At 45.6% G+C, this 24735-nt stretch carries 18 protein-coding genes; 12 read left to right on the top strand and 6 right to left on the bottom strand.

The window, feature by feature from the left end:
• Positions 1-110: 110 nt before the first annotated feature.
• Entirely contained in the window at positions 111-1277 is a 1167-nt protein-coding gene (locus LDO37_RS17200) for a nucleotide sugar dehydrogenase (RefSeq protein ID WP_126609338.1), read from the top strand.
• Positions 1278-1346: 69 nt separating this feature from the next.
• Positions 1347-2351, top strand: coding sequence for an NAD-dependent epimerase (locus LDO37_RS17195; protein ID WP_126609339.1), 1005 nt, complete (start codon positions 1347-1349; stop codon positions 2349-2351).
• Between the two features lie 81 nt (positions 2352-2432).
• On the opposite strand, the gene LDO37_RS17190 is transcribed toward LDO37_RS17195, so the two are convergent.
• The 4 genes from LDO37_RS17190 to LDO37_RS17175 form a co-directional block, all read right to left on the bottom strand.
• Positions 2433-3587: a murein hydrolase activator EnvC family protein gene (locus LDO37_RS17190; RefSeq protein ID WP_126609340.1), complete on the bottom strand. Its 1155-nt coding sequence runs from the start codon at positions 3585-3587 to the stop codon at positions 2433-2435.
• A gap of 65 nt (positions 3588-3652) precedes the next feature.
• The gene (gene gpmM, locus LDO37_RS17185) at positions 3653-5191 is read right to left on the bottom strand and encodes a 2,3-bisphosphoglycerate-independent phosphoglycerate mutase (protein WP_126609341.1); all 1539 of its coding nucleotides are present in this window, start codon (positions 5189-5191) and stop codon (positions 3653-3655) included.
• Positions 5192-5429: 238 nt separating this feature from the next.
• A complete protein-coding gene (gene pbpC / locus LDO37_RS17180; protein ID WP_126609342.1) occupies positions 5430-7625 on the bottom strand; it encodes a penicillin-binding protein 1C in 2196 nt (731 codons plus the stop codon).
• Positions 7626-7636: 11 nt separating this feature from the next.
• Positions 7637-12457, bottom strand: coding sequence for an alpha-2-macroglobulin family protein (locus tag LDO37_RS17175; RefSeq protein WP_126609343.1), 4821 nt, complete (start codon positions 12455-12457; stop codon positions 7637-7639).
• Positions 12458-12818: 361 nt separating this feature from the next.
• Here LDO37_RS17175 and LDO37_RS17170 point away from each other — a divergent pair, with 361 nt between their 5' ends.
• From LDO37_RS17170 to LDO37_RS17150, 5 genes are all read left to right on the top strand, one after another.
• Positions 12819-13253 carry a rhodanese-like domain-containing protein gene (locus LDO37_RS17170; protein WP_101113999.1) on the top strand — a complete coding sequence of 145 codons (435 nt, stop codon included), beginning with the start codon at positions 12819-12821 and terminating at the stop codon, positions 13251-13253.
• A 76-nt stretch (positions 13254-13329) separates the two neighbouring features.
• Positions 13330-13800 (top strand): protein-export chaperone SecB, encoded by a 471-nt coding sequence (secB, locus tag LDO37_RS17165; RefSeq protein WP_101114000.1) that lies wholly within the window; start codon positions 13330-13332, stop codon positions 13798-13800.
• Between the two features lie 277 nt (positions 13801-14077).
• Positions 14078-15127, top strand: a complete 1050-nt coding sequence (gene gpsA, locus LDO37_RS17160; protein WP_126609344.1) for an NAD(P)H-dependent glycerol-3-phosphate dehydrogenase — start codon at positions 14078-14080, stop codon at positions 15125-15127.
• A gap of 138 nt (positions 15128-15265) precedes the next feature.
• Positions 15266-16087 (top strand): serine O-acetyltransferase, encoded by an 822-nt coding sequence (gene cysE, locus LDO37_RS17155; RefSeq protein WP_101114002.1) that lies wholly within the window; start codon positions 15266-15268, stop codon positions 16085-16087.
• 121 nt (positions 16088-16208) lie between these two features.
• On the top strand, positions 16209-16802 hold the full coding sequence (locus tag LDO37_RS17150; protein WP_126609345.1) for a DUF2913 family protein: 594 nt from the start codon (positions 16209-16211) through the stop codon (positions 16800-16802).
• A 26-nt stretch (positions 16803-16828) separates the two neighbouring features.
• On the opposite strand, the gene LDO37_RS17145 is transcribed toward LDO37_RS17150, so the two are convergent.
• Positions 16829-18436 carry a GMC family oxidoreductase gene (locus LDO37_RS17145; protein ID WP_126609346.1) on the bottom strand — a complete coding sequence of 536 codons (1608 nt, stop codon included), beginning with the start codon at positions 18434-18436 and terminating at the stop codon, positions 16829-16831.
• 347 nt (positions 18437-18783) lie between these two features.
• Between LDO37_RS17145 and LDO37_RS17140 the strand changes: the two genes are divergently transcribed.
• The 4 genes from LDO37_RS17140 to LDO37_RS17125 all read left to right on the top strand — a co-directional run bounded on the left by LDO37_RS17140 (position 18784) and on the right by LDO37_RS17125 (position 22738).
• On the top strand, positions 18784-20004 hold the full coding sequence (locus LDO37_RS17140) for a TRAP transporter substrate-binding protein (protein WP_174715134.1): 1221 nt from the start codon (positions 18784-18786) through the stop codon (positions 20002-20004).
• A 102-nt stretch (positions 20005-20106) separates the two neighbouring features.
• Positions 20107-20634 carry a TRAP transporter small permease gene (locus LDO37_RS17135; protein ID WP_101114005.1) on the top strand — a complete coding sequence of 176 codons (528 nt, stop codon included), beginning with the start codon at positions 20107-20109 and terminating at the stop codon, positions 20632-20634.
• Positions 20635-20644: 10 nt separating this feature from the next.
• On the top strand, positions 20645-21934 hold the full coding sequence (locus tag LDO37_RS17130; protein ID WP_101114006.1) for a TRAP transporter large permease: 1290 nt from the start codon (positions 20645-20647) through the stop codon (positions 21932-21934).
• A gap of 45 nt (positions 21935-21979) precedes the next feature.
• Positions 21980-22738, top strand: coding sequence for an IclR family transcriptional regulator (locus LDO37_RS17125; RefSeq protein ID WP_126609347.1), 759 nt, complete (start codon positions 21980-21982; stop codon positions 22736-22738).
• A gap of 352 nt (positions 22739-23090) precedes the next feature.
• On the opposite strand, the gene tpiA is transcribed toward LDO37_RS17125, so the two are convergent.
• Positions 23091-23861, bottom strand: coding sequence for a triose-phosphate isomerase (gene tpiA, locus LDO37_RS17120; RefSeq protein ID WP_104400087.1), 771 nt, complete (start codon positions 23859-23861; stop codon positions 23091-23093).
• A gap of 510 nt (positions 23862-24371) precedes the next feature.
• Here tpiA and LDO37_RS17115 point away from each other — a divergent pair.
• Positions 24372-24719, top strand: a complete 348-nt coding sequence (locus tag LDO37_RS17115) for a 5-carboxymethyl-2-hydroxymuconate Delta-isomerase (protein ID WP_101114009.1) — start codon at positions 24372-24374, stop codon at positions 24717-24719.
• Positions 24720-24735 lie beyond the last annotated feature (16 nt).

Here is a 24735-nt window from a genome sequence, read left to right as displayed (position 1 = left end):
AGGTCGTATTGTGAGATTCAGTATAAAATCACGATTTAACGTTTTTGTATTTAATAATAATTACCCGTGTTTGAAATACCGTATTTTAGTCTTGAGATAGAAGGTAAGTAATGAAAATCGCAATAGCAGGGACAGGCTACGTAGGTTTGTCCAATGCCGTGTTGTTGGCTCAACATAATGAAGTTACCGCTGTGGATGTCATTGAAAGTAAAGTGGCGCAGATCAATAACAAAATATCCCCTATAGCGGATAAAGAAATTGAATCTTTCTTGGCGGAAAAATCGTTGAATTTAGTGGCGACGTTAGACAAAGAAAGCGCATACAAAGAAGCAGAGTATGTCGTTATTGCGACTCCAACGGATTATGACCCAGTAACTAACTACTTTAAAACGGCTTCTGTAGAAGCAGTGATTAAAGATGTCATGGCAATCAATCCAAACGCGACGATGGTGATTAAGTCAACAGTACCAGTTGGCTATACCGAGCGTATTAGTAAAGAACTAGGTTGCAATAACATTATATTTTCTCCTGAGTTTTTGCGAGAAGGGCGGGCGCTTTATGATAACTTGCATCCGTCTCGAATCATTGTTGGTGAGCAAAGTGAGAGGGCAAGGAAATTTGCGGACCTGCTCGTTCAAGGTGCTGAAAAAGAGAACATTGAAGTTCTTTTTACCAACTCAACAGAAGCTGAAGCTGTTAAATTGTTCTCTAATACATACTTGGCGATGCGCGTTGCGTACTTTAACGAGTTGGATTCCTACGCGGAAGCGCATGGATTAGATTCTCGCCAGATTATTGAAGGTGTTGGTCTCGATCCTCGTATTGGCAGCCATTACAACAACCCTTCATTTGGCTACGGTGGATACTGTTTACCAAAAGATACCAAGCAGCTTTTGGCGAACTATCAAGACGTTCCGAACAACATTGTTCAAGCGATTGTGGATGCCAACCGAACGCGCAAAGATTTCATTGCTGAATCTATTCTTCAAAAGCAACCAAAAGTGGTTGGGATATATCGCTTAATCATGAAAGCGGGATCGGATAATTTCCGAGCTTCAAGTATTCAAGGAATCATGAAGCGCTTGAAAGCGAAGGGTATTGAAGTTTTGGTGTTTGAACCAGCTTTGGAAGATAAAGAGTTTTTCCATTCGAAAGTCATCACAGATTTGAATGAATTTAAGAAGAAATCTGATGTTATCGTATCGAATCGTATGGGGGAAGAGCTGAGCGATGTAAAAGATAAAGTATATACGCGGGATCTGTTTGGTAGTGACTAGCCAAGCAATAGATTAAGTCAAGCCAGTCTTGTGAGACTGGCTGTTTGTTTCTTTAGGAATCTGTAAATAATGAAGTACTTAGTAACAGGTGCGGCTGGCTTTATCGGTAGCGCTACAGCAGAAAAGCTTAATGCTCTAGGGCATGAAGTAGTGGGTATCGATAATCTAAATGATTACTACGACGTTAATTTAAAGCATGCTCGGCTTTCTCGCATTGAGAGCCCTCTATTCAAGTTTGTAAATATAGATATTGCTGATCGCAAAGCGATTGAACAGCTATTTGCCTCCGAGAAATTTGATCGAGTCATTCACCTTGCAGCACAAGCAGGCGTTCGTTATTCACTGGAAAATCCACATGCTTATGCGGATTCCAATTTGGTTGGTCATCTGAATATTCTGGAAGGTTGCCGCCAAAACAACGTTGAGCATTTGGTTTACGCTTCTTCCAGCTCTGTTTACGGCTTAAATGCAAAAGTCCCTTTTGCAACATCTGATAGTGTTGATCATCCAGTGTCACTGTATGCTGCAACAAAAAAATCAAATGAGCTGATGGCGCACAGCTATTCACACCTCTACGATATCCCTACAACAGGTCTTCGTTTCTTCACCGTGTATGGTTCATGGGGAAGGCCTGATATGGCACCATACATTTTCACTAAGAAGATTATTGATAGAGAAACGATCGATATCAATAATAATGGTGACATGTGGCGAGACTTTACACATGTTGACGATATTGTGGAGGGTGTAGTTCGTATCGCAGATATTTTGCCATCTAGAAGTGCTAACTGGACTGTTGAATCAGGTACTCCAGCAAGTAGTTCAGCCCCTTATGCCGTCTACAATATCGGTCATGGTTCACCTATCAACCTAATGGATTTTGTGAAAGCGATTGAAAATGAACTTGGAATCGAAGCTAAGAAAAACTTCAGAGGAATGCAGCCTGGGGATGTTTACCAAACTTATGCTGATACCGAAGATCTATTCGCAGCAACTGGTTACAAGCCTCGAGTAAGTGTTAAAGAAGGGGTTGCGGAATTTATCTCTTGGTATAAAGAATTCTATACTAAGTAATTTACGTTTCAGTACCGTAGAGAGTTTAATAAGGGAGCTTCAAGTTCCCTTTCTGTTTTATTCGTACTTTATTAAGTATTCTTATCTGGTTAACCAAGATTTCGGATTCTGAGCTTTACTGTTTCGTCGAATCTCAAAGTATAGGGAGGTTCTGTCTTGCCCTCCTGTATCCCCTGCGAGTGCAATGGTTTCACCGGCTTGTACTTTATCGCCCTCTTTTTTCATCAGAGTCTGATTAAAGCCGTACAACGTCATGTCGCCCTTTCCATGGTCGACTAACACAAGCAAGCCATAGCCTCGTAAGTATTCTGCGAAAACCACGGTGCCCGAATACACGGCTTTTACCGGTTGTTGGTGTTTAGCGCTGATCACCATACCTTTCCAGTTTACCTGCCCAGTCTGCTTTGTGCCGTAATTGTGCAACACTCTGCCTCGAAGTGGCCACGGAAGTCGTCCTTTTTGCTTGCTTAGACCGTTCATTGGAATAGCAGCGCGTTTTGCGGCTTTGGCGATTTCGGCTTTTAATCGGTTTTCGTTGCGTTGCAGTTCGGATAAATACGTTTTGTCGTTCTTAACGGTGTTTTTAATTTTAGAGACGGTTTTCTTACGGCTTGATTGTGAGCTGGTTAGTGCTTTCTTCTTGGATTTTTGAGTCGCCAGCAAATCGGATATTTCTTGTTGTTTTTGTCTCAATGCACGGTGGGTGGTTTCCAATTCGGTTTCGGTTGCCATGAGTGCTTCAATAGTTTTAGTGCGCTCTTTGGCTAAGTGTTGGAAATAGTGCCCAATGCGATCCAGTTCGGCTTTGTTATCACTTTGCAGAAGGGATGCCGCATCGTATTTGCGTCGAGTTATGTAATAGGTTTTGACCAGCTCTTTTAACGTGTCACTTTGTAATTTTTGCTGCTTTTCTAAAGAGGACTTTTGTTTTTGGTATTGGCTTAGGTTGGTGTTGGCTTTCTTTAGGTTGGCTTCAGTCTGCTTGATCGTCTTCTCAATCGCATTGATTGAAAGCTCTTGTTTTTTGAGTTCGCCTTGCAGTTTGTTGAGCTGCTTCTGTGCTTTATTGAGCTGCTGCTGTTGGCGAGAAATTTCTGTCTTTACCCCTTTAAGTTCAGTTTGAGAAGCCGCAAGTGTACTGCCACTGAATGTCGAGATAACGATAAGAAGACATGAGAAAACGCCAGCGCGAAATGCACTGGCGTTTAAGGAATACTGTAAATTAAACAGGTTCATCCGTATGAATCGTTCCGCCATAAGACGAGGCTGAAGCAGTTCCAGCCTCTTGATTATGAGGATGATTATTTCAGATTAACGATCACCTGACCAGTCATCTCAGCAGGGATTTCCAGATCTGATAGCTGAAGCATTGTCGGAGCAAGGTCAGACAGCTTACCGCCTTCAACAAACTCAAGCTCACGGCTACCCACGTATACCAATGGAACTGGAAGGTTAGTGTGCGCAGTGTGCGTACCGCCTGTTTCAGGGTCGACCATCATTTCCGCGTTACCGTGGTCAGCCGTAATAAGAACCTGGCCGTCTACTTCACGAATGGCTTCAACCACTTTACCTACGCATGCATCTACAGCTTCGATAGCTTGAACTGCAGCTTCGTAAACGCCTGTGTGACCCACCATATCTGGGTTAGGGTAGTTACAAATGATAGAGTCGTATTTGCCTGATTTGATAGCAGCGACGAATTTCTCAGTCAGTTCTGCAGAGCTCATTTCTGGTTGCAGGTCGTATGTTGCCACTTTAGGAGAAGCAACTAAGCTACGCTCTTCACCTTCAAATTCAGCTTCTACGCCACCATTGAAGAAGAAAGTAACGTGTGCGTATTTTTCTGTTTCAGACATACGAAGCTGAGTTTTGCCACACTTAGATAGCCACTCACCTAGCGTGTTGTCTAGAGAAGCTGGTGGGAATGCCGTTGCCAGAGGAATATCTGCCGCATATTGCGTCAGCATAACGAACTCTGCTGATGGGAATACGTTGCGCTCAAAACCCGCGAAATCGGTAACGAAAGTACGCGTAATTTGACGAGCACGGTCCGCACGGTAGTTCATAAAGATAACCGCATCGCCATCTTGAATGCTTGCGTCTTCTTGACCTTCAGCTTGAAGAGTTGTCGCTTTCACGAATTCATCGTTTTCGTCACGTGCGTACGCCGCTTCTAAACCTTCAACAGCGCTGCTGTATGTGAATTCTGCTTTTGCTTCAGTCAGCAATTCGTAAGCGACTTGAACGCGATCCCAGTTGTTATCACGGTCCATTGCGTAGTAGCGACCCACCAAAGAAGCCACTCGACCTTTGCCTAGCTCGGCAAACAAGTCATCAAAACGTTTTAGAGAGTTTTCTGCGCTGCGTGGTGGAGTGTCACGTCCGTCAAGGAAGCAGTGAAGGTAAATCTTTTCTGCGCCACGTGCTGCTGCCATTTTTACTGCAGCGTAAATGTGGTCTTCGTGGCTGTGAACGCCACCTGGGGACATTAGACCCATCAAGTGAACGGCTTTACCTGCGTTAACGGCTTTGTCGATAGCAGCAACCAATGCTTCATTTTGTTCGAACTCACCATCAGCAATCGACTTAGTAATACGAGTTAAGTCTTGGTATACCACACGACCTGCACCAATGTTGGTGTGACCCACTTCTGAGTTACCCATTTGACCGTCAGGCAGACCTACATCAAAACCAGATGCAGAAATAAGTGTGTTTGGCTGGGTTGCTAACAGCTCATCCATAACCGGTGTTTTAGCGTTAGCAATAGAGTTGCTTGCTGTGTCTTCGCGGTGTCCCCACCCATCCAAAATAACTAGAGCCATTGGCTTCTTAGCTGACATAGTTCTAACCTCGTCAAATTCAAAGTAACTGATAAATCAAATTAGCGTAATTTTACTACACTTTGTAGTCGAAACTGTAGCCTTAGATCAAATAATGATCGCGGCTGACTGTTACAAGTTTTCAAAAGTGCGTTGCAGCTGGAACAGATTATTGCGAATTACAGGAAGGAAAGACAATCATTTTCAGTGACGGATGGTATTGAAAGCGTCTATTCTTGGGCTAAGTTTGAAGCGCAAATTACTTAAAGACTTGGATAACGACATTGTCACAGTGAATTAGACAGGCGGTTAATTGGTAACGACCATCGCTTAACTGATCAAATTCAATCTCTGGCTTTGAAAGTGGCTGATCATTCAAATACCAACCAGCATTCTCTACGCTCGCTTTGAGGTTTAAAACTTGCCCGGGGTAGGGAAAAAACTGCATTTCGTTCTGAGGCGTTAAAATCGTGACGCTTTCTTGGCGAATCGGTGCGGATTGATTCAAAGATATACCTTTTGAGAGTGACCACTGCTGCAACGGCTCTGGCCACTGATGCAAGGTGTTGAAAGGTTCTTGGTACCTCAACGTTGGTGGTGCTTGCTCGTCAATTAGCCACGCGGGCTGAGTGCTCAAACAGTCTTCTTGTTTAATCTGCGTCTGTAATAACCCACTTGGCCAACATACAATGCTAGAAGAGACATTGATAGGCTTGATGAGTGGCTTAGATTCTGGTGGAAGTAAATCAAACACATCAAACATGATGGGAGCGGCTTGTTTGGCTCCTGTTTGCCCTACGTTGGGTGAGCCGTCTGGTCTTCCTACCCATACGCCAACTGTGTATCTAGGGCTCACGCCAATGGACCAAGCATCGCGGAATCCGTAACTGGTGCCTGTTTTCCAAGCGACTTTTCTGCCGTGAGCAGGGGCAAAACGCTGAGGCGGTGGAATTTGAGACAAGATGTCAAACAGAATCCAACTCGCTTCTGGAGTCAGTAATTTATTCTGCGACGTTGTTTCACCTTCAAGGTATCTCGGTTTTACGGCAACCCCTTCTTTTACTAGTGAAGAGTAGAGAGAAACAAGACCTTCTAAGTTAGTACCTACTCCGCCTAAAGCAAAAGATAAGTTTGCGTCATCTGCCTTTAGAGGGATTTGGCTTGTGTTTAAAAAACTCAGGAACTCTTCAGACCCTAGCAAGCTAAGAACTTGTACGACAGTAGAGTTCTTAGAGAGTTGCAGCGCTTTGTCCATGCGGATCGGACCGCTGAAATAACGGTTAAAGTTTTGTGGCTGGTAGTTCCCATGTGCAATAGGGATGTCCATCATTAAACTGCCACTGTGGATGAGCTGTTTTTCCAGTGCCATCCCGTAAATAAAGGGCTTCAACGTTGAGCCAGGGGAGCGAATCGCCTGCACCATGTCGACATGCCCATAACGACGCAAGTTCGCGAAGTCGGCGGAACCTTTGTAAGCAATCACTTCTCCGGTAGCGTTTTCCATCACAAGCACGGCGCTGGAGAGTGTGGATGACCAATCTGTCGAGCGCTTTGATATCAGTGCTTCGATTGAAGATTGCAATGTGTGATTGATGAAGGTGTCAAACTCTGCAAGGTTTGGCTGGTTTGAGCGCAGCCTTCTTGCAAGCAGTGGGCTCATCACTGGCGACAGATACCGAGATGCACCGAGTGGAGAGCTTGCTAATAAATGAGTGGTCGAGTCCGTCAGTGCCAGCGCTTCGCTGACCCTGTACAAAACTTTATTCCTTGCCGTTAATGCAAGCTTAGGGTGGCGATCGGGGCGAGTGCTGCTCGGACGCTGAGGCAGTACCACTAAAGTGAGTGATTCGGTTAAATTGAGGTTCTGAGCCGATTTACCAAAGTAACGTTGTGCTCCAGCTTCGACCCCTTCAATGTTTCCCCCCATTGGCGTATGGGTCAGGTACAAATCTAAAATCTCTTCCTTGCTGTAAGCCAGCTCGATTTGTATCGCTCTAAATATTTGCTCAACTTTACCGGCATATGAACGCTCATAAGGATAAAACATGCGTGCGACCTGCATCGTTATGGTGGAGCCGCCCGAAATTACACGCCCATGGGAGACTTGCTGAATCAGTGCTCTAGCAAGGGAAAATGGGTTAAAGCCGGGGTGAACGTAAAAGTACTTATCTTCATATTCCAGCAGGGCTGTTAAGTACACGTCCGAGACTGGGCGTAAGACCTTTCCATTACGCACTTGATGTTTTATTGGGGTTCGAAAAATACCCTTGGAGTTGGAAAATTGGCGTAGCACCTCGCCATTTTTACTATAGACCGTGGTGCTGTGATCCAATTTCTGCGCAAGGTTAAGAGGTGAGCGGGCATTCGCGATAAAAAAAGCTCCGACGATAAGCAGTATTAGAATCAAAATACTGCTTAACGCCCCAATGCACAGTCGCTTGGATAAAGGCTTCATCACGCAATCGCTTATGGGCGAATGGTAATAGATTCGATGGAGCGATAGGGTTTATAAATCAGTTTTTCAGGCTGATACATCTTTTCCATAAAGAGCGCCGGCTGTGTCGAAACCCCCGGTGTTTCAGCACGTAAAACATAATTGATTCGGTAACGCTGCCCTTTTTTCATATTGGTTGAAGCAATCAATCGGTCGTTTCGATATTCCAACATGTCCCACTTACTGCTCTCAATCACCTTAGAGGACTTTATGATATCCGCGCTATTGGTAAATTGTGGATTTTCTAATACGAAGCCAGTAGGTAGGTACTCAACAATCAGCGCGTTATTGGCTTTCTCTTTTAGGTTGTAATCGACTGAAACAATCAACTTGTCCCCTACTTTGAGAGGCTGCCCTTTGTAGATACTGCCGTCTTCTAAGCGATAAGAGCGAAGTGCTTTATTGAAATCGATAGTGGAGTTCAAATAACTTGAATTGGCGAGCCCTTTTGTGGTCAGTCGAAGGAAGACTGATTGATCACCCACTAGAGATACTGAGCTTCCTACCGCCAGCAGTTCTTGCCCTGAACCTTGGCTGGATACTTTTCTATCGACATCATTTTCACGAATGAGCAACTCTACCGTTTCGTTGGTGTCGTCTTTTAAGGCGATACCCGCTCTCACGAGTGCAATGCGTTCTTGCGTACTCAGGTAGGATTTACTTGCCGACAGTTCCATGACTCGAATGGCAAGACGGTTCCTTAATTCAATCATGTCTGGGCTTAGCTTCATGACTTTCTGTACATCTTCGAGAATAGAAATCGTTAATGCGAGGTCACGAACATCGCTTCCATACTCGTAATAGGATACGCGGCTTCGCATTGTGTCGGATTCCGCCCATGACAGATACTCTTCTCCTTGTTTGGTTTGTCCATTGAGGAGGAATGCCCCACCTAAATGTGCCGCAGACAGTCTTGAAATACCGTGCCTCGGGCTATCTTTTAACGTGGACTGTGTACTGTAGAGCTGTGCGTTATTGACTAAACCTGCTTTCGCACCTAGCCAAAGCGCGTAGAAATGGCTGGCATCGGAGGATTTGCTTGCGCCGATATAACGCGTCAGGTTTTCCAAGGCTTTAGCGAGCATTTGTTCAGGAACAGCATCACTAAAGCGCGCGTTGGCTTCGAGTAAGTATTCCGTCACGTACATGCTTAGCCAAGGATCTGCCGAGCCATGTTTGCTCCAGAGCGAGAAACTGCCGTTGGCTTTTTGCATGGTTGACAATCGATTCATCGAATCTTCAATAATTTGTCGAACAGGTTTGCCGTCTGCTGCCTTGGCTTTTACCTGATTGAGATCGCTGTCTTCAAACAACCAAGGCATCGCCTTACTGGTGGTTTGCTCAGCGCATCCGTAAGGGTAACGGAATAAATCTGATGCATGTTCAGCGAAATTCAGTTGTGGCGAGCGAGAGAAGGTCGCTACCGCGAATTGCTCGGTGAAATCTTGGTAGTTCTTCCATAAATCCGGCGTTAATTCAAAAGACTCGTTTCCTACGCTTTCTGTATTTTCGGTACTTCCGGCATCTTCTGCGCTTTCCTTGCTTTTGGGTGTTAACGTTTTCGGCGTCAATGTAATCAGGGTGCGCTGGCTCACCATCGGCTGACCAATGCGAACAGGAAGGCTCCAATCTCGCTGTTGATGATAGTGGCTATTGTCTTCGCCTTTTGCATCAATGGTTAGCTTGAGCGCAATCGTCTCTGAACTTGAGTGAATCTGACCAACTTCAAATGGAATAGGCACGCCTGTACGTTCTCCATCTTTAAGCATGAATTCAAACTCTGAATCCCCAGGTAACGACAAAATGTCGTCTGCTGTAATGGAGGCTTTAATCGTCTGGTTTACACCCGAAGTGTTAAAGAGTTCCATATAGGTCTGGCTAGAGTCGCCCGGTGCCAAAAATCTCGGTACGGCAAGTTCAGCCACAATCGGTGCAGAAATGGTAACGTTCGATTCCGATTGTCCGAATTGATTGTCGGTAAATGCCATCGCAACGACTTGTGCCTGACCGTTGTAATCTGGGATATCTACTGTGATATTGGCTTCACCATTTTGGTCAAACTGAATCAACTCCGACATGATGGTGATGGTTTTGCTTTCGACTAAATCATCTTTACTGACATTTAAATCGATTTCCTGATCACCACCGTATCGATGATGCGTGACAAAGGAGTCCGGTCTTGTCTGATACAAGCGCGAGTACAAATCAATCACGTCACCTTGGTAGCGCCTGTGCGAGAAGAACCAATCCGCCATTTTAGGAGGGTGGTACTTGGCAAGGTTCACGATGCCTCTATCCATAAGCGAAAGCGTAACCCAAGCGCGTGTTTCCACCGCTGTATCGAGTTTCACTTTGATGGTGGCAGGCTCTAGAGGCAGTAGTTTTTCTGCATGTTCAATAGAGACGGGCAGTCGACGAGCTTCGCGATCCAGCATCACTGGAGCAACGGCAAAGTAGCGCCTCGGTAGTGCATTTCCTGATGGATCTTGATCGGTTGCACTGCTGACCAAGGTCGCGGTTAAGTAAAGATCGTGGCGATTGGTGTTTGGATCCAGTGCTATTTCAAACTGGTGCTGATCTGCAGTAATAGTGTGGCGTTGCTGCAAAAGAGACTGCCCGCCATCCAAGCTGAGTATTAACTCACCCGCTTGTTTACTAAACAGAGACACTTGAACCGTGTCACCAGCGTTATAGCGTTTCTTGTCTAACGTAAGGGAAAGCTGATCCGGTTTAACGGGTTGTTGAGCATTCCCTTCATTCCAACCAGCCCAAAATGGATAGCGTGTAATGGTGCCATCCTCGGTGCGAAGCGTAAGTCGGTAACGTCCCCAGTCAAGTTTAAGTTGAAGTGGTACAGATTGGTCGGCGATGGTATCAATTTGGTTCACCTCAACTGGTCGCCATTTATCGTCGCTGCGAATATCCCAGCCACTGCTTTCACTGTATACCCAGTAATAGCCACCAGCATTGCGTTCTAAATGGTAATCGACTTTGCCAGCTTCCAATTGTTTTCCATCACCGCTCAGTAAAGCTACATGAAATTCTACAGAGCTGTACGAATCAATATCGCCTTGAGGGGCTTTAAGACCCGCCAATTTCTTCCCAGACCAAAGCTGACGCTGTTGGCTGCAAGAGACACTTGCGCCTCCGGTTTCGAATAGCTCGAAGGTGAAGCGAGCGTTAACCGGCGATTTCATCAATGAGGATTTATATAATGGAAAGGTGAGTGAGTACTTGCCTTGGTCATCGAGTTTTATGTCATCAATACTCTCTACATCACGCCAATGTGAAATCGAGAAAGCTTGACCAACAAAGTAATCGCTATACTTCGTGTCGAAATGGTTCGTTGGTTGGTAATCCGTGCGAATAGACACTCTGTTTTGTGCCGCAGGGGAGCCAAATAAGTATCGACCATCAAGGTCAGCAGTGACGCTCTTTGCACCAAGGTCAATGTCTTTGGGTAAATCGACGGTGAGATCCATTCTCTCAGGAACAAACTCGCTGACATTAAAGGTAAAGGTACTGATAGGCGTTTTGGCTTTCTTATGGAGCTTTATCTGAGCGACCCATTTACCCAGTGGCGCGCTAGTTGGAATGGCATAGTGGTCACTGTAGAAACCACTCGCGGCACTTGGGCTCAACCAACGGCCCGCCGCAATACTTTGGTCTGGTTTTACGTATTCCACATACAAGCGATGGATATCGGGCGCTACTTCACCGTCTTGGTCTCTGGCAATAATATTCAAAGGAAGAGTGTCGCCAGGACGGAATAAATCGCGGTTTGAATACACAAACGCTTCATGATCTTGATACTGACGCCCCGCGACTTGGTAGTCGGACAAATCCAGAGGCATCTCACGCAGTGGCAGTACGCTCACTTCCGCCTCTTTCTTAACAAATAAGATATCGCCTTGTTTTACCTGATAGTCAAACTGTGCAAAGCCTTCTGTGGATGTACCCAAATCGGTTTTCGAACCATCGGAGTGATAAACCGAAATTTGGGCGTTTGTAACAGGCTCAGAGCTTGATAGCGACGACAGTTGAACCGCCAGATGTTGTGGAAACACTTTGGTCTGAATACCAATGTCGGTCAGTGCTACTTGAATCGCTTTTTCGCTATCGTAACTGAAACTTCCCGTGGGCTTTACGATCAACAAATACCAGCCGCTGTCGAGCTCAGGTGGCAATAAGAGTTCTGAGTATTGAGTTTGGTTGGTTTTTGCTTTCTCAATATCAAAGCTCAACTCGGTAATCGGTTGAGTAGATTTAGTGAGTCGATTCAGTGCCCAGCGATCTGGCGATGCAGAGTAATGGGAAGCGTTGAGAAAGCGGGCAGGGTCGCTGACTTTAAGAATTTCAACAGAGACCTGTTCAACGTTGGTTGTCGATATTGGAACACTGCGCTTTCCTTTGGAAGGCACTATCGGACCGCGCCCAATCACTTCTAGTGTCGGGTCTTTTTTGTGAATGGTCACTTTTTTGGTGGAAGAACCGTTGTATTTCAGACCGTGGTTGAGCGCTACAAGATAACCTTGCCCCACATTGATGTCGGTATAAATCAGCGCATTCTTCGCTTTATTGAGCTGCCAAGTGTCTGGAAGGTGAGCCTCTTCCCCTTTTTTCTGAATGGTGACCGCATCTTGAAACGGTACGACATCATCAAACTGCACTATGATTGCTGGCGTACCATTGTGGTTATAGCCACCAATATAGGAAATGGTTGTACTTCCCCAGCTGAGAAGCGACCAAAAGGTCAATGTCATAGCGAGTGTAAATTGGGCAAATCGTCTCATGGTGGTTCCTTTACCGTGATAGGTCACTAAAGAGAAAAGTCACTGAAAGATTGTTCGGTTATTTTGATCCCAAGAAGTGTTTGAACTCTTGAGGAAATTTTGTGCGCTGACTATACAGTATCACAATCGGATTGTATAAATTTCAATGCATATGTCCTTGATATATCCATCAATTGTTAGTTTGGTTTATCGTTTTGGAAGCATTGTCAAAGTTGGGTCAGAAGCCCACGAATTGAGACCTGAAAGGTGAGCGCTGCCTCTTATTTCACTTCTTTCGCGCCCCCTTGTCGAATTTCCCCATCTTCAACGGTATACTCAGCCCTTTACAGACATCCGCGTAAGCGTTGCAAGAGCGTAGGACATGCAAGAATATTTAGATTTTATTTCCAATAATCCAATTTTAGCTATGGTGTGGGCAGGTATTGTTGTTGCACTCATCGCGAACATTGTGAAAAGTAAAACAGCCGGTTACCAAGAAGTATCGGCATCTGAAGTCACCAATATGCTGAACCGTGAAGACGGCGTTGTGGTTGATATCCGTTCAAAGGATGAGTTCAAGAAAGGGCATATTACAGGCGCAGTTCACATTTTGCCTTCAGATATCAAAAATGGTTCTACAGCGAGCCTTGAAAAGCATAAATCGAACCCAATCATTGTGGTATGCAAAACAGGTCAAACTGCGCAAGCAAGTGCGAATGAACTGAAAAAAGCAGGCTTTGAAAAGGTATACCTTCTGAAAAGCGGCTTGATTGCGTGGAATGAAGCTAATTTGCCACTGATTCGTGGCAAGAAGTAATTCACAGATACACAAACAGTTTTTAATGCTCTGACTGGGTCAGTCGGAGCAGTCAAATAGATTAAAGGATTTAGACATGGCTGAAGCAGCACCTCAAGAAGCTCAACAAAACTTTGCAATTCAACGTATTTTCCTAAAAGACGTTTCTTTCGAAGCACCTAACTCTCCGGACATGTTCCAAAAAGAGTGGAACCCAGACGTGAACTTGGATCTGGATACTCAAAGCCGTGAATTAGGTGAAGGCGTATACGAAGTGGTTCTTCGCTTAACAGTAACAGTGAAGAACGCAGAAGAAACGGCTTTCCTATGTGAAGTTCAGCAAGGTGGTATTTTCACTGCTGAGCAAATGGAAGCAGGTCAGTTGGCGCATTGCCTAGGTGCATTCTGCCCGAACATTCTATTCCCATACGCTCGTGAAACGATTTCAAGCCTAGTGGTTAAGGGTACATTCCCTCAACTGAACCTAGCACCAGTGAACTTCGACGCGTTGTTCATGAACTACCTTCAACAGCAAGCGGCTGAAGGTGAAGGCGAAGCGCAAGCTTAATCGCTTTAAGTTGGCGCTCCAGAAAATTAGAGCGCCATCTATAAAATCCAATTCTTATGCACATCTGATCTCACGATACGATGTGCATTTTGTTTTTAGCGAATCGGTACTTTGTTTTTTGTAAACCGGATGCTGAAGACAAAAGTGGGATTAGCAACATTTTCAGATCAAGCCCTACATACTTTAGAGATCCACAAACCTTAGATGTCTGCAAACCGAGAGCGACATGCTAAAGTGACTTAGGTATGGGCATTCACGATACGTAACAGGTGAAACGATGACACACACTTCAGCCAACCCAAACAGTACAAATAATAGCTACGGCAAAGAAATAGCCATGACTGTCATTGGGGCAGGATCTTATGGAACCTCGCTGGCGATTTCTTTGGCACGTAACGGAGCGAATGTCATTCTTTGGGGGCACGAGCCAGAGCATATGGCGCGCCTTGAATCTGACCGAGCCAATCATGTGTTTTTGCCTGATGTGGACTTTCCGCCTTCTCTGATTATTGAAGACAACCTAGAAAAAGCCGTTCAAGCCAGCCGAGATTTGCTGGTGGTCGTACCTAGCCACGTATTTGGCATCGTTTTACAAAGTATGAAGCCTTTCTTAAGGAAAGATTCACGCATTTGCTGGGCGACCAAAGGGTTGGAGCCAGAAACAGGGCGCTTGCTGAAAGATGTTGCCCAAGAACAGTTAGGTGAAGGGTACGCTTTGGCAGTGTTATCCGGCCCTACGTTTGCCAAAGAATTAGCGAAAGGAATGCCAACCGCTATCTCTGTTGCCTCTCCAGACAATGAATTTGTGAAGGATTTGCAGGAGAAAATCCACTGCAGCAAAACATTCCGCGTCTACGCGAACAGCGATTTCACGGGGATGCAGCTTGGTGGAGCCGTCAAGAATGTTATTGCGATAGGGGCTGGCATGTCTGATGGTATTGGGTTTGGTGCCAATGCTCGTACAGCGCTTATTACCCGTGGCTTGGCGGAAATGACACGCCTAGGCGTATCGTTAGGTGCGCAACCGGAAACGTTTATGGGTATGGCTGGGTTAGGCGATTTGGTTCTAACGTGTACCGACAACCAATCGCGAAATCGTCGATTTGGTCTAGCTTTAGGGCAAGGGAAAGATGTCGACACGGCTCAAGAAGAAATTGGTCAAGTGGTAGAAGGTTATCGCAACACCAAAGAAGTCTGGCTACTGTCAGAGCGAATGGGGGTTGAAATGCCAATAGTTGAACAAATCTATCAAGTATTGTATCAAGGAAAAGACGCTCGCATGGCAGCGCAAGATTTGCTCGCACGTGACAAGAAATCAGAAGCATAAAGCGGCAGAAATTTAAAACGCTAAAAGTTTAAAACGATAAATGCTTAAAACGATAAAAGCACAAAACGGCGCTGTACTTTAAATAATTGGACTTTGCTTAGATAAAACATCTATTTCAAGGATGATTGGAATACCACAATGAAGCTATGTGAAAAACAAAAGGTTTGGAAGGCGATAGTTCGTGAAGCACGAGAACTGTCAGAGCAAGAGCCGATGCTGGCGAGTTTTTACCATGCCACCATCATCAATCACGACAGTTTGGGGGCCGCACTGAGCTACATCCTCGCCAACAAACTGAAAACCGCCTCTATGCCTGCCATGGGAGTGCGCGAAGTGGTGGAGCAAGCGTTTAACTCCGATCCAGAACTTACCGCTTCAGCTGCTTGTGATATTTGTGCAACCGTCAACCGTGACCCCGCCGTAGCTATGTATTCCATGCCGCTTCTCTACCTCAAAGGTTTTCACGCCTTGCAAGGTTATCGTGTGGCTAACTGGCTCTGGAAGCAGGGTAGGGTGGCGTTAGCCACTTACTTGCAAAACCAAATATCCGTTGCATGTCAGGTAGATATCCACCCAGCCGCTCAAATTGGAAGAGGTATCATGCTCGACCATGCAACCGGTATTGTTATCGGTGAAACCGCAGTAGTGGAGAACGATGTTTCCATACTTCAAGACGTTACATTGGGTGGTACTGGTAAGGAAAGCGGCGATCGTCACCCGAAAATCCGCGAAGGCGTTATGATTGGTGCAGGTTCAAAAATTTTGGGCAATATCGAAGTTGGAGAAGGCGCCAAAATTGGTTCAGGCTCGGTGGTTCTTCAACCAGTGCCTGAACACACGACTGTGGCAGGTGTACCAGCAAAAATTGTCGGTAGACCTAAAAGCGATAAACCTTCTCTCGATATGGACCAGCAGTTTAACGGGAAGTCTCAAACATTCATTGGCGGAGATGGCATTTAGCCAGCGCGATGAAAAAGACCACTTGAGTATTCTTCGCTCAAGTGGTTTGATACGTTCAAGCGGCTTAGGTTTTGATCTTAAGCTCCAGAATTCTAATTATAAAATCAATAACGTCGGTTAAATGGAACACTCCCAATTATTTAAAACTCTTGCTCTGCATGCACTGCTGCATCTTCAATTTCAAATCCAGTTAAAGCCGCGTGTTGTCACGGGAACTCTGGCAAAAAACGATGTCCTCATTCGCTGGTTTAAACCCAAGTTAAAACTGAATAAGTACAAATCTATTCGTAAGCAAATCAAGCTGTTTGTTAATTTAAGCAAGCACTCTAACTCTAATTTGGAGCGTTTTTTAGAAGGCTTAGTGCTTGGGGAAGATGGGAAGCCAGGCTACCCACACCTTGATGGTTACTTATTGCTAATGAATGAGATCGAGAAAAAGCTGGGTACGACAGTCGTGTTATCAACACCCGAAGCTCTGGATTTGGATTTCAATAAAAACGGCAACTTAGTCGCTGTGTTATCTCAGGATCTTAACGCGCATTTTAACGATGCCAATCAATTGCAAATGCCAGTACCGATGTTGTTTCGCGGAAACTTAACCCATCGACATACGTTCCTTGGCAGTATTTACGCCAATAGCCAGTTTGACTATGACGTTGAGTACGAAGACGACAGTTTTATCCGTATTCTTCTCTCTGCCAAAGCGGAAAGCTAAACTTCAACACACCCCAGTTTTTCAGTCTAGTGACCGTTATCCTCTAAAATCATGTCGGCTGCTTTCTCGGCAATCATGATGGTAGGGGCGTTGGTATTGCCCGATACAATGTCGGGCATCACAGACGCATCGGCAACGCGAAGCCCCTCAATTCCATACACTTTCAAGCGATGATCTACGACGGCCATGTCGTCTTTCCCCATCTTACATGTACTGGTTGGGTGGTAAATGGTTTGGCTATATTGACGAGCTGCTTCCAGCAATTCTTCATCCGATTGATATTGGCTTCCCGGAACATATTCTTCAATAATATGCTCAGATAGGGCTGGTTGTGAGGAGATGTGTCTCGCCATCTTAATGGCATCCACCACGACTTGTTGATCGCGCTCGTCCGACAAATAATTAGGCTGAATGATCGGGTGCTGGGCTGGATCGCGAGACTGTATTTCAACGTAGCCTCGGCTGTGTGGGCGAAGCTGGCATACGGAAGAGGTAAAAGCGGAAAAGGGGTGTGCTCCTTCTCCGGGCTTATCCGCACTGAGTGGTTGCATGTGAAATTGGATATCTGGTCGCTCAACTTGCGGATTGGATCGAGTAAATACTGTGACTTGGCTGGCTGCTAATGTAAGAGGTCCTGTGCGATTAAAGGCGTACTGCATCCCTACCCATACTCGCTTCAGAAGGTTATTGACCTCATCATTAAGCGTGCGTTGGCTGGTTTTAAAGACCAAGCGAATTTGTAAATGATCTTGTAGATTTTGCCCAACACCAGGCAACGGGTGGATCAACGGAATGTCGAAGCGATCCAGTAGATCGCGATCCCCAATGCCTGAAAGCTGAAGTATTTGTGGCGACCCAATAGCACCGGATGACAGTATCACTTCTTTGCCAACCTTAGCGGTTATCTTTGTTTGGTGTTGCTGGTATTCGACCCCAACGGCTTTCTTATCTTCAAATACGATGCGGTGTACTTGTGCATGCAAAGCGACAGTAAGGTTCGACCGTGAGAGTACAGGTTTTAAGAAACCCTTCGCCGTGCTCCAACGAAACCCTTTGTACGCGGTTTGCTGAAAATACCCAACCCCTTCTTGGTGCTCGCCATTGTAGTCGGTATTTTCAGGAATGCCTGCTTGAATGGCTGCTTGGATAAAGTAGTCGGCAATAGGGCGTCGAAGCCGAAGATCCGACACTTTTAAAGGACCGCCTACACCGTGGTATTGGCTTTCACCGCGTTCTTGATCTTCCGACTTTTTAAAATAGGGGAGCACTTCGTCGTAAGACCATCCAGTATTCCCGAGAGCCGACCACCGATCATAATCCTCGGCCTGCCCTCGTACATACAGCAATCCATTTAATGCACTGGATCCCCCGATAACTTTGCCTCTCGGCCACTGAAGTTGGCGTTGATTGATGCCTTTATCAGGTGAAGTCAAATAGCACCAATCCGTTTTGGGGTTGTGCATCGTTTTAAAATACCCAACTGGAATATGCAGCCATGGGTTGTTGTCGTTACCGCCTGCTTCAATGAGTAATACCGTGTTTTTTGGATTGGCAGAAAGCCGGTTTGCTAGCACGCACCCTGCCGAGCCTGCCCCCACCACGATGTAATCGTATTGTGTTTCCGATGTGCTCATCTCTTCACATTCCCTGTGTCTGTGTGACAGCGATTCCGCGATTCTACGCAGAAATCTTTAATATATCTTAAATTTCATTTATTGAGACTAAATGGCTCAATTTTTTAAGTCAAGGGTTGTTTTTTTATTTTTTTGTGTAATAAATGAGCAACGTTGAATCATAAAATTTAACATTTGCATGGAAGAAATATTGGGAATGTAAACAGATTCAATAGCTACAACAGCGTGTTACCCAAACGAATAACCGCACGGTTATCAAAGCAAGGTAACCCTTTCTGTTTGTCGGAAGAGTGGTAGTCAAAGAGCTGAGGTTTCGCTGTTCATCATTAGTCAATGGAGTGATAACCATGAAAGACGAAAAATTAACGCGACGTGGATTTATGAAAGTCTCTGCCCGTTATGGCGTGACATCAACGTTTATTGCTGCTGGCACATTAGGGGCGGGAGCGACTCTGTCGCAGCTCGCTCAAGCCGCAGAGCAAACAACGAAAAAGCGCTATGCCGTTAAACCCAAATTCCAGCTTAAGTTTGGTGCATCTGGATTTAACGAGAAGAACCTGGATATTCAAAAGTCGGGGCAACTGTTCTTCGCCAAGGACCTTGAAGCGCGCACAAATGGCGCGATTCGGGTTGAGTTTATTGGTAGCAATCAAATTTGTGGGCAAACCAACTGCGTGAAAAAAACTCAGCAAGGCATTGTTGATATCTACTCTGCCTCCACGCAAAACTCGGCAGGTGGTGCGCCTTATCTCAACGTTCTCGATTACGCCTACATGTTTCCGTCGCGAGCGGCGCAGTATCACTTCTTCTACAGCAAAAAGAGTGAAGCGTTACTGCGAGAGCCGATGAGGAAAAGGCATAACGTCCAGTTTTTGTTTACGCACTGCGAACTCAGGGGGATTCAACTTGGGCTCAAATGGCAGGACAAACCAACGGTAACCTCTGTCGATCAACTTGCCGGAACCAAGAACCGAGTCACGGGTACGCAACTTGGCCGGATAGCTATGGAGCTGATGAACCTAAACCCTGTTCCTATCGCATGGGAAGAGACCTTGGATGGTCTAAAGCAAGGTTTGATTGACGGGGCAGAAACGTGGATGGGTGCAGTGGCATACGCGGGAATGGCCCCTGTGGTTTCGCAGTGTGTAGACCTTAAATTCTTTTGTGGTACAGAGCATACGGCAATGAATCTTTCTGTATTCGATAAGTTGGGTTCAGATTTGCAAGATGCAGTGATGGAGTCGGCGTATTTAGCACAAATATACACACAAGGTATGAATGAAGCGGGCTTGTTCGACATTGTTGGCGCAACCAATCCACAGAAACCCGACACCATTTTTGCGAAAAATAACGTTCGAGTTGCGACGTTGTCCGATGCTGAGCTGAGAAAAGCAGAAGAAATGTGCTCCCCTGAGTTTAATCCGAAACCTTGGGAGGCATGGCGCGACCGTTTAAACAAGTGGTCTGGTGGTCATGATACCTATCAAGAAATTTACGATATTGCTCGTGAGATCCCCAAAGACATGGCCGCAGTGAATGTTGAGCCACAGCGTTGGTGGCAGAGCTAATAAGAATAGGGTGGTGCAGCAGTTATTGCGGCACCTTTCCTACCCTAAACCTTGGGGTCACTTGGGTATATCAAGCATAAATTCAGATAACAGGATAGGGATATGACGTATCTTCGAACGCTTTTGGGTTGGCTGGACAAAAACACGGAAAAAGTGATTATTCTGATCACTTACATCTCGATGGCGGGGATTATTTTTGTCGAGGTGATTCGGCGTTTCTTGTTCAATCAGCAGGTTCCGTGGAGTACCACCGTTCCTGTCTTGCTCTTTTTGTGGGTGACGTGGTTTGGCGCCTCTTACAACATCAAGAAACGCACTCACTTGGCGCTGACGGAAGTTCGGTCTCGGTTGCCATATCGAATGCAGTTTTATTGTTTTGTTTTGGATGCAGTCTTATGGATTGCGTTCGCTGTGATAGTCATTTACTACACCTACCAACAGACTTGGCTGGCGTATGACAATTTCGCCATTGTGGGGGGCACCGATAACGTAATGGAATGGTGGTTTTATTTGGCGACGCCATTGGCTTGGGGGCTGATAGTGGTTCGGGTGCTTCAGAATTTGAAGCAAGATATTGTTCGCTATCGCAATAACGAACCGTTTGTGCTGCAAGCATCATTATTGGATTAAGGGAGGAATCATGGATAACGCAACACTTATTACCCTTATTTCAATCGGCGTAACGATTTTGTTTTTGCTGGGTATTCCGATTTTCTTGGTGATTGGCTTCTGGGTCGTTGGATGCAGTCTCGTCATCGATTTCACTCTTGCAAACGTGGGCGTAACCCTATTTGAAGGATTGAGCTTTTTCGGATTACTGGCGCTGCCTCTGTTTATTCTAACGGGCGACCTGATCAATGCGGCTGGCATCGCCAAGCGCATGTCGGACTTTGCCTATTCAATACTGGGCTGGGTTCGTGGTGGACTAGGAATGGCCACCATTGGTGCATGCGGAATGTTCGCTGCTATTTCAGGATCGAATGCAGGGACCACAGCAACAATCGGTTCGATCATGCAGCCTGAAATGGCAAAAAACAAATACGATGAACGCTTTGCAGCAGCCACCGTCGCTGCGGGAGGCACGGTGGGAATCATTATTCCGCCGAGCATTATCTTTATCGTTTATGGTTTTCTGCTCGACTTATCCATCAGTGATTTGTTTATAGGCGGTATGCTACCAGGCATTCTAATGGTGATTGCCATGCAAGTAACCTGCTACTTGGTTAGCCGACGCAATAACTGGGGAGACATGATTCGATTCGAACCAAAACGAATTGTTCGTGCTGGTCTTAGAGCGTATTTAGGCATACTGGCTATCGGGATTGTGATTTACGGCATATATTCTGGAACGTTTTCACCAACAGAAGCCGCAGGGGTAACAGTTGGGTTTTGTTTGATTGCGGGTGTCTTAGTGACTCGCCAAATAAAGCTTTCTAAGTTGCCGGAAATCTTGCTTCGCTCTGGGCAGATAACAGGCATGTTAGCACCGCTGATCGCGGTTTCGGTTGTTATGCAGCAAATTCTCTCACTATTGGGGGCAGGAGAAGTCGTGAATGGCTGGATGTCGAACATTGGTGACCCAGTCTTTATTTTGTTGGCGTGTATGTTCCTCGTTCTTATGGCGGGCACTGTGCTAGAAAGTTTGCCTAACACCATCATATTGGCACCGATTTTGGCACCAATAGCCTACAGTGCAGGCGTGGATCCCATTCACTTTGCGGTGGTTTTCCTTGTCGGCGATGCCATCGGGTTTATTACTCCTCCATATGGGCTTAACTTGTATGTCGCCAGTGGTATGACGGGTATACCGTACTTCACGATTGTGCGTCATGTTCTGCCATATTTATTCGCATTGATGATTGCTTGGCTTATCATTGCTTTCTGGCCACCGCTGTCGACATTCTTATTGCAATTTGGTGGTGCTGGTTAGGTCAATAAATCTAAGCAAGCTAAGGCTTTAAAGAGGGGAAAATACATGGATGAGGAACGGCATTCTTACCCTACCATCATGCGTGGATTTGTGGTGTTGGAGAGAGTGGTTCAAGCACGCAAGCCAATACCGACAGCTGACTTGATGGATGAACTCGGTTTAGCCAAGCCGACACTGAACCGAATACTTCAGCAGTTAGAGGAAGAAGGTTTAGTGGAGCGTGAGCCCGTGAGTCGGCGTTATATACCCAGCTTGCGTGCACGTGCATTTTCGAGGAGCATTATGTCGAATCATGCATTAAGTGCGCCTCGACATGCGATCTTAAAAGTATTGTCTCAAGAAGTTGATGAAACGTGTAATTGCACCATGTTAGATGGCGATCACACCGTTTACTTTGATCGCGTTGAAGCTAATTGGCCGTATCGAATTCAGCTTCCTGTTGGGTCTCAGCTTCCCCTTCATTGCACGGCAAGTGGGAAAATGCTGCTTGCTCATATGAAGCCCAAAGTTCGAGATAAGCTAATCAATGCAACACCATTGAAATCTTATACGTCATTCACGCTTACTGATCCCAGTGCTTTGTTGGAAGAGCTGGAGAAAATTCGTCATGAGGGGATTGCATTTGATCGGGAAGAATTTATGGAAGGCATGGTGGCAATTGCTGTACCCGTCCGGGATCAGAGTGGTAGCGTGTGCTTCACTGTCTCTGTTCATGCCCCTAAAATTCGTAAGACGTTGGAAGATTTACGAATGTATCTCCCCTTTCTGAATAAAGCCGCTACTGCTTTGGCTAGGGTCTATTGACCTTTCGAGATGATTTTTGCAGCGATTTGTGGGTTTTTTATACAAGGCAGAGCTCATTCGGTGTAGTCGCTCTACATCAATGAGTGATAACGCAGTAGAAATAAGCCACAAATGCTGCCCGAAGGGTTCGTTTCTATGCCTTTTACTCTTTGTTGCAAGGTATTTGCTTAGAATGACTAGGCTACACACCTTACGCCGCGATTAAAAGGCATAGAACTCGAACAAAATTTAACCACGAAAGGTCAACAGACCCTAAAGTTCAGTTTGAATAACCCTTGAGTTATGGCAAAAAAATGCAATAAAAAAAGACCAGCCGAAGCTGGTCTTTTTAATGTGTTCTGGAAAATCAGAATTACGCTTTTGCTTCTGCCGCTGCTTTAGCGATAGCTGCGAAACCTTTAGGGTCTAGAGATGCACCACCTACTAGCGCACCATCAATGTCTGGCTGTGCGAAGTAAGACGCTGCATTTTCAGGTTTAACAGAACCACCGTATTGGATGATTACTTGCTCTGCTACTGCTGCATCTTTTTCAGCGATAAGTGCACGGATAGAAGCGTGAATACGCTGTGCATCATCAGCGGTTGCTGCTTTACCAGTACCGATAGCCCAGATTGGTTCGTATGCGATGATTGCGCCATTTAGAGCTTCAACGCCGTAAGCGTCGATCACTGCATTGATTTGACGTGCACATACAGCTTCAGTTTCGCCTGCTTCGTTTTGAGCTTCAGACTCACCGATACAGAATACTGGCTTTAGGCCGTTTTCTTTAAGAAATGCGAACTTCTTAGCAACAAACTCGTCAGACTCAGCGTGGTACTCACGACGCTCAGAGTGACCGATGATGATGTGCGTTGCACCGAAATCTTTTAGCATTTCAGGAGAAGTATCACCAGTGAATGCACCGCTGTTATTTACATCAGTGTTTTGCGCGCCCAAGATGATTTTGTTGCCGCCTTCTTTAATTAGACGCTCAGCTAGGTCGATGTAAAGTGCTGGTGGAGCAACTGCAACGTCTACACCAGTTACGCCTTCAAGTTCAGCATTTAGGCCATTTAATAGTTCAGTGACCATTGATTTGCTGCCATTAAGTTTCCAGTTACCCATCACTACAGGACGACGCATAGGAATATCTCCATTAATTAATGTAAAAAATAAACGTGATTGCGAAAGAATATAACAGATTAATACGGCTAAATCATGACTGGTGTCATGTCTTTCCGTGATCTGACTGTAAGGTCAGATCTGATGGTGTTACCAAAGAGATAAAAACCAGTGATCAAGTGGGCAGTTTCATGTCCAGAGTGCACCAAGGCGCTTAATTTCCTGTATCTTATACCCAAGTAGCCCCAATGAGTTTGGCTCAGCGAGAATGAATTGGTTATCAAGCAAGGCACCGATTTGAAGACCTAGTGGTTCTAAGTCAAGAATCGGTTACGAAGCTTGGAAGCCAATTCAACTCGCCCTTGGGAGCCCATATTCGGTTTCATTTCATCGTCAAAGTACTTGGAAAGGACTCGTCATTCCACTGCGTCCTTTTCCTTGGGCTGAAACCGAATATGAGGCTCTGAGTCCAGCTCCTTGGGGTTATTTGGGTATTACCCCAAATCACAGAAAGATGAACAAGGACGAGCAATGCCTAACTTAGTGATGGAGTATTCGAATTCGGTCGATGAACGAGTGAATGTACAATTGTTGCTGGAAGATTTACATCAAGCAGCGATCAGCAGTGGTTTGTTTGAAGTGTCCTCGGTAAAGTCTCGAGCTTTGCGTTGCCACCATTGGTTGGTGGGGGATCAAGAAGATTCGGTGGATTTTATTCACATTACATTTGATTTGTTAGACGGCAGAACCGAAGAACAAAAACGCACGTTGTCGAGTCAGTTGATGGAGATATTGCAGCAGCAAGCCAGTGAAGTTCATAGCTTGACCATTAATGTCCGTGATATGGACACCAAATGTTTTCAAAAAGTGCTCAATTGAGCAAAGGTAAGTAAAA

The organism is Vibrio penaeicida, assembly GCF_019977755.1.
In the GTDB taxonomy this organism is placed as follows: domain Bacteria; phylum Pseudomonadota; class Gammaproteobacteria; order Enterobacterales; family Vibrionaceae; genus Vibrio; species Vibrio penaeicida.
This window is presented reverse-complemented; position numbering and strand designations above follow the sequence as displayed.

Excerpts from the sequence above, each read along its gene's own strand:
- LDO37_RS17200 (WP_126609338.1), top strand. The coding sequence starts at position 111 with ATGAAAATCGCAATAGCAGGGACAGGCTACGTAGGTTTGTCCAATGCC.
- LDO37_RS17195 (WP_126609339.1), top strand. The coding sequence starts at position 1,347 with ATGAAGTACTTAGTAACAGGTGCGGCTGGCTTTATCGGTAGCGCTACA.
- LDO37_RS17190 (WP_126609340.1), bottom strand. The coding sequence starts at position 3,587 with ATGAACCTGTTTAATTTACAGTATTCCTTAAACGCCAGTGCATTTCGC.
- gpmM (WP_126609341.1), bottom strand. The coding sequence starts at position 5,191 with ATGTCAGCTAAGAAGCCAATGGCTCTAGTTATTTTGGATGGGTGGGGA.
- pbpC (WP_126609342.1), bottom strand. The coding sequence starts at position 7,625 with ATGAAGCCTTTATCCAAGCGACTGTGCATTGGGGCGTTAAGCAGTATT.
- LDO37_RS17175 (WP_126609343.1), bottom strand. The coding sequence starts at position 12,457 with ATGAGACGATTTGCCCAATTTACACTCGCTATGACATTGACCTTTTGG.
- LDO37_RS17170 (WP_101113999.1), top strand. The coding sequence starts at position 12,819 with ATGCAAGAATATTTAGATTTTATTTCCAATAATCCAATTTTAGCTATG.
- secB (WP_101114000.1), top strand. The coding sequence starts at position 13,330 with ATGGCTGAAGCAGCACCTCAAGAAGCTCAACAAAACTTTGCAATTCAA.
- gpsA (WP_126609344.1), top strand. The coding sequence starts at position 14,078 with ATGACACACACTTCAGCCAACCCAAACAGTACAAATAATAGCTACGGC.
- cysE (WP_101114002.1), top strand. The coding sequence starts at position 15,266 with ATGAAGCTATGTGAAAAACAAAAGGTTTGGAAGGCGATAGTTCGTGAA.
- LDO37_RS17150 (WP_126609345.1), top strand. The coding sequence starts at position 16,209 with ATGGAACACTCCCAATTATTTAAAACTCTTGCTCTGCATGCACTGCTG.
- LDO37_RS17145 (WP_126609346.1), bottom strand. The coding sequence starts at position 18,436 with ATGAGCACATCGGAAACACAATACGATTACATCGTGGTGGGGGCAGGC.
- LDO37_RS17140 (WP_174715134.1), top strand. The coding sequence starts at position 18,784 with ATGAAAGACGAAAAATTAACGCGACGTGGATTTATGAAAGTCTCTGCC.
- LDO37_RS17135 (WP_101114005.1), top strand. The coding sequence starts at position 20,107 with ATGACGTATCTTCGAACGCTTTTGGGTTGGCTGGACAAAAACACGGAA.
- LDO37_RS17130 (WP_101114006.1), top strand. The coding sequence starts at position 20,645 with ATGGATAACGCAACACTTATTACCCTTATTTCAATCGGCGTAACGATT.
- LDO37_RS17125 (WP_126609347.1), top strand. The coding sequence starts at position 21,980 with ATGGATGAGGAACGGCATTCTTACCCTACCATCATGCGTGGATTTGTG.
- tpiA (WP_104400087.1), bottom strand. The coding sequence starts at position 23,861 with ATGCGTCGTCCTGTAGTGATGGGTAACTGGAAACTTAATGGCAGCAAA.
- LDO37_RS17115 (WP_101114009.1), top strand. The coding sequence starts at position 24,372 with ATGCCTAACTTAGTGATGGAGTATTCGAATTCGGTCGATGAACGAGTG.